The sequence below is a fragment of the Nostoc cf. edaphicum LEGE 07299 genome (assembly GCF_015207245.1).
Taxonomy (GTDB): Bacteria; Cyanobacteriota; Cyanobacteriia; order Cyanobacteriales; family Nostocaceae; genus Nostoc; species Nostoc edaphicum_B.
This window is the reverse complement of sequence record NZ_JADEXF010000171.1, coordinates 1-6,898: the sequence shown is the minus strand read 5'-3', so window position 1 is coordinate 6,898 and position 6,898 is coordinate 1. Positions and strand designations below refer to the sequence as shown.

At 43.1% G+C, this 6,898-nt stretch carries 6 protein-coding genes and 1 pseudogene; 6 read left to right on the top strand and 1 reads right to left on the bottom strand.

The window, feature by feature from the left end:
* Positions 1–49: 49 nt before the first annotated feature.
* Positions 50–472 (top strand): annotated as a pseudogene (locus IQ229_RS07210) (XisH family protein).
* Positions 454–795: a XisI protein gene (locus IQ229_RS07205; RefSeq protein WP_194042513.1), complete on the top strand. Its 342-nt coding sequence runs from the start codon at positions 454–456 to the stop codon at positions 793–795. The pseudogene IQ229_RS07210 and the gene IQ229_RS07205 overlap by 19 nt, the downstream one beginning before the upstream one ends.
* A 14-nt stretch (positions 796–809) precedes the next feature.
* Here IQ229_RS07205 and IQ229_RS07200 read toward each other — a convergent pair whose 3' ends face one another.
* The gene (locus IQ229_RS07200) at positions 810–1,388 is read right to left on the bottom strand and encodes a Uma2 family endonuclease (RefSeq protein WP_194042512.1); all 579 of its coding nucleotides are present in this window, start codon (positions 1,386–1,388) and stop codon (positions 810–812) included.
* Positions 1,389–2,507: 1,119 nt separating this feature from the next.
* On the opposite strand from IQ229_RS07200, the gene nifB reads away from it, so the two are divergent.
* The 4 genes from nifB to nifU all read left to right on the top strand — a co-directional run bounded on the left by nifB (position 2,508) and on the right by nifU (position 6,653).
* Positions 2,508–3,953, top strand: a complete 1,446-nt coding sequence (nifB, locus tag IQ229_RS07195) for a nitrogenase cofactor biosynthesis protein NifB (RefSeq protein ID WP_194042514.1) — start codon at positions 2,508–2,510, stop codon at positions 3,951–3,953.
* A 96-nt stretch (positions 3,954–4,049) separates the two neighbouring features.
* The gene (locus IQ229_RS07190) at positions 4,050–4,406 is read left to right on the top strand and encodes a 4Fe-4S binding protein (protein ID WP_194042511.1); all 357 of its coding nucleotides are present in this window, start codon (positions 4,050–4,052) and stop codon (positions 4,404–4,406) included.
* Positions 4,407–4,440: 34 nt separating this feature from the next.
* Positions 4,441–5,649, top strand: a complete 1,209-nt coding sequence (nifS, locus tag IQ229_RS07185; RefSeq protein ID WP_194042510.1) for a cysteine desulfurase NifS — start codon at positions 4,441–4,443, stop codon at positions 5,647–5,649.
* Between the two features lie 104 nt (positions 5,650–5,753).
* The gene (nifU, locus tag IQ229_RS07180) at positions 5,754–6,653 is read left to right on the top strand and encodes a Fe-S cluster assembly protein NifU (protein WP_194042509.1); all 900 of its coding nucleotides are present in this window, start codon (positions 5,754–5,756) and stop codon (positions 6,651–6,653) included.
* Positions 6,654–6,898 lie beyond the last annotated feature (245 nt).

The following is a 6,898-nucleotide window of genomic DNA, read 5'->3' as shown; positions in this document are numbered from 1 at the left end:
AGTGTAGCGATTTCCTCAAATAAAAATATAAGTCTAAAACTACACCTGTATGCCAGCTAGAGACCTTTATCACAACAATGTTAAAAATGCTTTGATTAAAGACAAATGGACAATTACTCACGATCCACTGACTCTGAAGTTTGGTAAAAAAGATTTGTATGTTGATTTAGGTGCTAAACAACTGTTGGCGGCGCAAAAAACAGAATCCAAAATTGCAGTTGAGATTAAAAGTTTTACCGAAAGATCGGATGTTGATGATTTATAAAAAGCGTTAGTTCAGTATATTTTATATCAGGATATCTTGATTGAATTGGAGCCGGAACGAATACTATATCTTGCAGTACCTAATAGTATTTTTGATGATTTATTTGAAGAACCTATCGGCAAACTGTTACTGAGAAATCATCGTTTAAAGCTGATTACATTCGATCCAAAACAGGAGGTCATTAAACAATGGATTACACCAAGTTAGACGACTATCGCCAGGTGATTGAAGCTATTCTCAGTGAATATGCTTCACTACCCTATTCTTATGCCAATATTCAATCGGAAGTGGTGTTTGATCGAACCCGCGATCGCTATTTGTGGATGGATCTAGGTTGGGATGGCGATCGCCGCATTCACGGCTGTTTGGTTCATATTGACCTAATTGATGGCAAAATCTGGATTCAACGGGATGGCACTGAAGAAGGCATTGCCGCCGATTTAGAACGGGCTGGAATTCCTAAAGAACACATCGTCCTTGGTTTTCGTCCACCGGAGTTAAGACCCTACACTGGCTATGCAGTTGCTTGAGGAGCGTATTCTCTTTATTCTTCAGTTGTAAATACAACACCTTCATACAGCAATTCAATCGGACATTCAAATTCAATGCTCGATAGAGTGACGATATCTCCAGCCGTGTAAGGATAGTAAAGCCACATTCTACCCTCACCCCGACAGTAACGCTCAACGGAGATTTGTTCTGAGTCAATCAAGATATACTCTTGCAAAGTGGGGATTCTCAGGTAATAAGTAAACTTTTCACCCCGATCTTTCGCGCTTGTACCTGGGGAAAGAACTTCGGCAATCAACTTCGGATGTTGAATAAAGTTGCGGGCATTAAGGTCTTCAGGGTCGCAACTGACAATAACATCAGGATAATAGTAGCGACTCTGGGCAGTGAGTTGCATTTTCACATCTGACACATTCACTCGACAACCTCTGGAACGCAAATGAGGGTACAAAGGTCTGTAGAGATTTAGTGCAATGTCGTTATGGGGAATTGTACCGCCTGTCATGGCAAACACTTCGCCATTGGCATATTCGTAGCGAAGGTCTTGCTGAGGTTCCCATTCGAGATATTCCTCAACGGTCATTTTTGGCGGCTGTTGGGAAATGGCGATCATAACTCTTGGTTTGATTGTAGCTAAATAGTATCAGCAACAAAGAGCGGTATCTGGAAAACCTCCCTCCTATAAGAAGAAATATTTTAAATTTTGCCCCTTCCCGTGTTGGGAATGGGGTTTTTTGCTAAGGTTTGTAGTGAGCAATTCAGAAAATTCATTGCGATCGCTCAATCATGTTAGATTATAGTTTGTTGTTTCTCTCAAACACAAAATTTGAGAGTTTCCTGCCCATCTCCTCATTGTGGGAATGAAAAAAGAAGGCTGAAAAGTTAAGTTTTTTGAAAATTATATGCAGCAACACATCTATTTACATTAGCTTCTACGGCTTACCAGACAAGGCTTAAAGGCATAATTGAACATCATTGTCAAAGAAAAATTAAAAGAATATGAAGTGCATTTTTACCGTCAAAAAAATGATATGTTAGATACAGAATTGAATTTCGCACGTTTCTGGAGTAAAACAATATAGATTACTCCAGTTTTTCACCCTCAAACCCTTGGCAGTTATTGCTTTTGACGAAAATTGAGGGCAATCTGAGTACACATTTAAATAACCAAAATCCAGTTGCAATTAGATTAAATTCTTTGCTGGGACTGGGTTGTGGCTGAGTACAAAGAAATCCTGAACCCCTATCTATAAACACTAGAACCCCAACCAAAAAAGACTAGAACCCCTACCTGAAAAAAACTTTTTTAATTCTTGTAACGCTTGAAGAATTAGGGTTTTTAGTATTTGAGTACAAAAGTAATAAATCCAATAAATTCTATCCTAGAGAGACGCAGTGTTTGGCTAGGAGACGGCTGCTATAAATCTTATATCGCCAATCACCTAACGCTCTGAAACAAAACAAAGCGAAAAGTGAGTGGAGGGATGACATAGCACCATGCCTGAAGTGAAAAGAAGTCGCGGCTGTAAGCACAAATTCTACCCAAGAACCGAACCTTGACACACCAGCCGAACATCACATATCTATCGCCTGCCTTACTTGAAAACAAGTCGCCCCAACCCAAGGGTTTGCAGGCAGTGTGGAAGACGCGACTTCAATTCCTGGGCATAGAGAGCAACAACAGCATCTCCCACAGTGGCAGCCGAGTCCACCGACCTTTTTGCGAAACTCAATGACATCACCGTCTACACGACTCCTCAACTCCAACGCTACGGAATCGACAACCCAAGCAAAATCCGGTGGTTGCGGCTGCGATAGCACCACCAGCACCACCGTGGAAAGGGACGAAAAGCTCCAAGAACGCATTGCTAAACATCCCTGCTACAGCGAAGACGCTCATCACCACTACGCCCGGATGCACGTTGCAGTTGCACCAGCTTGCAACATTCAATGCAACTATTGCAACCGCAAATATGATTGCGCTAACGAAAGCCGTCCTGGAGTAGTTAGCGAATTGCTAACACCAGAAGAAGCCGCACACAAAGCTTTAGTCATTGGTGGTAAGATTCCGCAAATGACAGTTGTGGGAATTGCTGGCCCTGGCGACCCATTGGCGAACCCAGAAAAAACCTTCCGCACATTTGAGTTGATTGCAGAGCAAGCACCAGACATCAAGCTTTGCTTATCAACCAATGGTTTAATGCTGCCCGACTACATCGATCGCATTAAACAATTAAATATAGATCACGTAACGATTACCATTAACATGGTAGATCCAGAGATCGGTGCTAAGATTTATCCTTGGGTTCACTACAGACGCAAGCGTTATAGAGGTCTTGAAGGTGCGAAAATCCTCCACGAAAGACAGATGGAAGGATTGCAAGCCCTGAAAGATGCTGACATCTTGTGCAAAGTTAACTCCGTGATGATTCCCGGAATTAATGACCATCACTTAGTCGAAGTGAATCGAGTCATCCGTGAAAAAGGTGCATTCTTGCACAACATCATGCCATTGATTTCTGCACCAGAACATGGCACACACTTCGGTTTAATCGGTCAACGCGGCCCTACACCCAAAGAACTCAAAGAAGTTCAAGACAACTGCTCTGGTAACATGAAAATGATGCGCCACTGTCGCCAGTGCCGTGCCGATGCAGTCGGATTGTTGGGAGAAGACCGCAGTCAAGAGTTTTCCAAAGAGAAATTCTTGGAAATGGCTCCCGAATATGACATGGAACAACGCGCTACTGTTCACGAAGGGATTGAGAAGTTTAAAGAAGAACTTAAAGTAGCCAAAGATAAAGCGCTAGCTGGCAAGAAAATTGCCAACAGTCCGAAAGTTTTAGTTGCAGTAGCAACCAAAGGCGGTGGATTAGTTAACCAACACTTCGGTCATGCGAAAGAATTCCAAATTTACGAAGTGGGTGGGGACGAAGTTCGCTTTGTTGGTCATCGCAAAATTGACCAATACTGCCAAGGTGGATACGGCGAAGAAGCTTCTTTTGAGCATATTATGAAAGCGATCGCAGATTGCAAAGCAGTTTTAGTCTCCAAGATTGGTAACTGTCCTCAAGAAAAATTGCAAGAAGCTGGAATAAAGACTGTTGAAGCTTACGACGTAATTGAAAAGGTTGCTTTAGAGTTCTACGAGCAATACGTTAAGGAATTAGGGAATTAGGGAATAGGTTACAGGTTACAGGGGACAGATTATTACCTATCACCTGTAACCTCTACCCTAACTCTAATGCCCCATTCCCCAAAAGGAGAATAAATCATGGCTTACAAAATTCTTACTAGCCAGTGTATTTCCTGCAATCTCTGTCTAACGGTATGTCCCACAAATGCAGTTAAAGTGGTTGACGGACAGCACTGGATTGACCCTGAACTTTGTACAAACTGTATTGGTAGCATTCATACCGTGCCTCAGTGTAAAGCTGGTTGTCCTACCTGCAACGGTTGCGTTAAGCAGCCTAGCGATTATTGGGAAGGCTGGTTTGCCAATTACAATCACGTAGTTGCTAAATTAACAAATAAACAAGATTACTGGGAACGTTGGTTTAAAAGCTATTCCCAGAAATACTCTGAGCAGTTGCAAAAGCGCCAATCCCAATCAATGGGTTCTGAAGCTTAATTAAATAATTCGTAATTCTTAATTGAAGACAACAATGCAAAATAACTGCATCTATCTTGATAATAATGCTACCACTAAGGTAGACCCAGAAGTTATAGAGGTAATGTTACCTTACCTCACAGATTATTACGGCAATCCCTCTAGTATGCATACCTTTGGTGGGCAAGTCGGTAAAGCAGTGAGAACAGCAAGAGAACAACTTGCAGCCATCCTGGGAGCCGATGAGTCTGAAATTGTCTACACAAGTTGCGGTACTGAGGGAGATAACGCGGCGATTCGAGCCGCACTGTTGGCGCAACCAGAAAAGCGACATATCGTCACCACCCAAGTTGAACATCCAGCAGTACTCAATGTCTGCAAACAATTAGAAACCCAAGGTTACAGTGTTACCTATCTATCAGTAAATAATCAAGGGCAGCTGGATCTAGATGAACTAGAAGCTTCCTTGACGGGTAACACCGCCCTGGTGACAATTATGTATGCTAATAACGAAACCGGCACGATTTTCCCAATTGAGCAAATTGGGTTGCGCGTCAAAGAATATGGCGCTATCTTCCATGTAGATGCAGTGCAAGCAGTGGGAAAAATCCCGTTGAATATGAAGACTAGCACGGTGGATATGTTAACCCTGTCTGGTCACAAGCTGCACGGGCCGAAAGGAATTGGTGCTTTGTATATTCGGCGCGGAGTTCGGTTCCGTCCCTTCATGATTGGGGGACACCAAGAACGCGGACGTAGGGCGGGAACTGAGAATGTTCCAGCAATTATTGCCTTGGGCAAAGCTGCGGAACTAGAACTGTTACACTTAGAAGAAGCGATCGCAAGAGAAAGAAAGCTGCGCGATCGCCTCGAACAAACTTTACTCGCTAAAATTCCCGATTGTGTCGTTAACGGTGACGTTACGCAGAGATTGCCAAACACGACCAATATCGGCTTTAAGTACATCGAAGGTGAAGCAATTCTACTGTTATTGAACAAATACGGTATCTGTGCATCATCCGGTTCTGCTTGTACCTCCGGTTCTCTAGAACCCTCCCACGTCCTGCGAGCAATGGGCTTACCCTACACAACTTTGCACGGTTCAATTCGCTTCAGTCTTTGTCGCTACACCACAGAAGCCGAAATCGATCAAGTAATAGAAGTAATGCCCAGTATTGTAGAACGTTTACGCGCCCTCTCACCCTTCAAAAATGATGATGCAGGTTGGTTGCAAGGACAAGAACAAGCACTAGCGCATCGTTAATTAGGGAATAGGGTACAGGTTACAGGGAACAGATTATTCCCTATCACCTATCACCTGTCCCCTGTCCCCACTCAGCACTCACCACTCAGCACTCGGAACTTAATATGTGGGACTACACTGATAAAGTATTAGAACTGTTTTACGATCCCAAAAATCAGGGAGCAATCGAAGAAACGAGCGAACCTGGAGTTAAGGTTGCAACGGGAGAAATCGGCAGCATTGCTTGCGGTGATGCTCTGAGATTGCATCTGAAAGTGGAAGTAGAATCTGATAAGATTCTAGATGCTCGCTTTCAAACCTTTGGTTGTACTAGTGCGATCGCATCTTCTAGTGCATTAACCGAAATGGTTAAAGGTTTAACCTTAGATGAAGCTTTGAAAGTGTCCAATAAAGACATTGCAGATTACCTGGGTGGTTTACCAGAAGCAAAGATGCATTGCTCTGTCATGGGACAAGAAGCGCTAGAAGCCGCTATCTACAATTATCGTGGCATACCTCTAGCTACCCACGATGATGACGATGAAGGCGCGTTAATTTGCAGTTGCTTTGGCATCAGCGAGTCTAAGATTCGTCGCGTGATTCTAGAAAATAATCTCACGGATGCCGAGCAAGTAACAAATTATGTAAAAGCTGGTGGCGGATGCGGTTCCTGTCTGGCTAATATCGATGATATTATTAGATCAGTTCAACAGGAATACGCCTTACCTGCTCTCAACAATTACGGCGTACAAGTTGCCACAGAAATTGTTACTTCAAAGCAACGATCGCTAACAAACGTGCAAAAGATTGCTCTAATTCAAAAGGTTCTTGATGAAGAAGTCAGACCCGTACTGATTGCAGACGGGGGAGATGTAGAACTCTATGATGTAGAAGGCGATCGCGTTAAAGTTGTACTGCAAGGTGCTTGCGGTTCCTGTTCTAGTAGTACAGCAACTCTGAAAATTGCGATCGAAGCCAGATTACAAGATCGTGTCAGCAAGAGCCTTGTAGTCGAAGCAGTTTAGGAATTGCTGTAGGACTTAACGTAATCTACAAATACGCTCTAATATGCATTCAGCCAGGAACAGAAAGTAGGATTTGAACCATATAATTGTCTCCACATCAATGCTTCAATCCTACCGACAACCAATAGCTAAATTAGCTATGACGGCTAACAGCATATAGGCTTCATAGATTAAGCGCCTACTTGCAAATTTCATCATCCAACTCGCTTCAAAGGAACAGGATATGAGCACATTGTACGACAATA

Excerpts from the sequence above, each read along its gene's own strand:
- IQ229_RS07205 (WP_194042513.1), top strand. The coding sequence starts at position 454 with ATGGATTACACCAAGTTAGACGACTATCGCCAGGTGATTGAAGCTATT.
- IQ229_RS07190 (WP_194042511.1), top strand. The coding sequence starts at position 4,050 with ATGGCTTACAAAATTCTTACTAGCCAGTGTATTTCCTGCAATCTCTGT.
- nifU (WP_194042509.1), top strand. The coding sequence starts at position 5,754 with ATGTGGGACTACACTGATAAAGTATTAGAACTGTTTTACGATCCCAAA.
- nifB (WP_194042514.1), top strand. The coding sequence starts at position 2,508 with ATGACATCACCGTCTACACGACTCCTCAACTCCAACGCTACGGAATCG.
- nifS (WP_194042510.1), top strand. The coding sequence starts at position 4,441 with ATGCAAAATAACTGCATCTATCTTGATAATAATGCTACCACTAAGGTA.
- IQ229_RS07200 (WP_194042512.1), bottom strand. The coding sequence starts at position 1,388 with ATGATCGCCATTTCCCAACAGCCGCCAAAAATGACCGTTGAGGAATAT.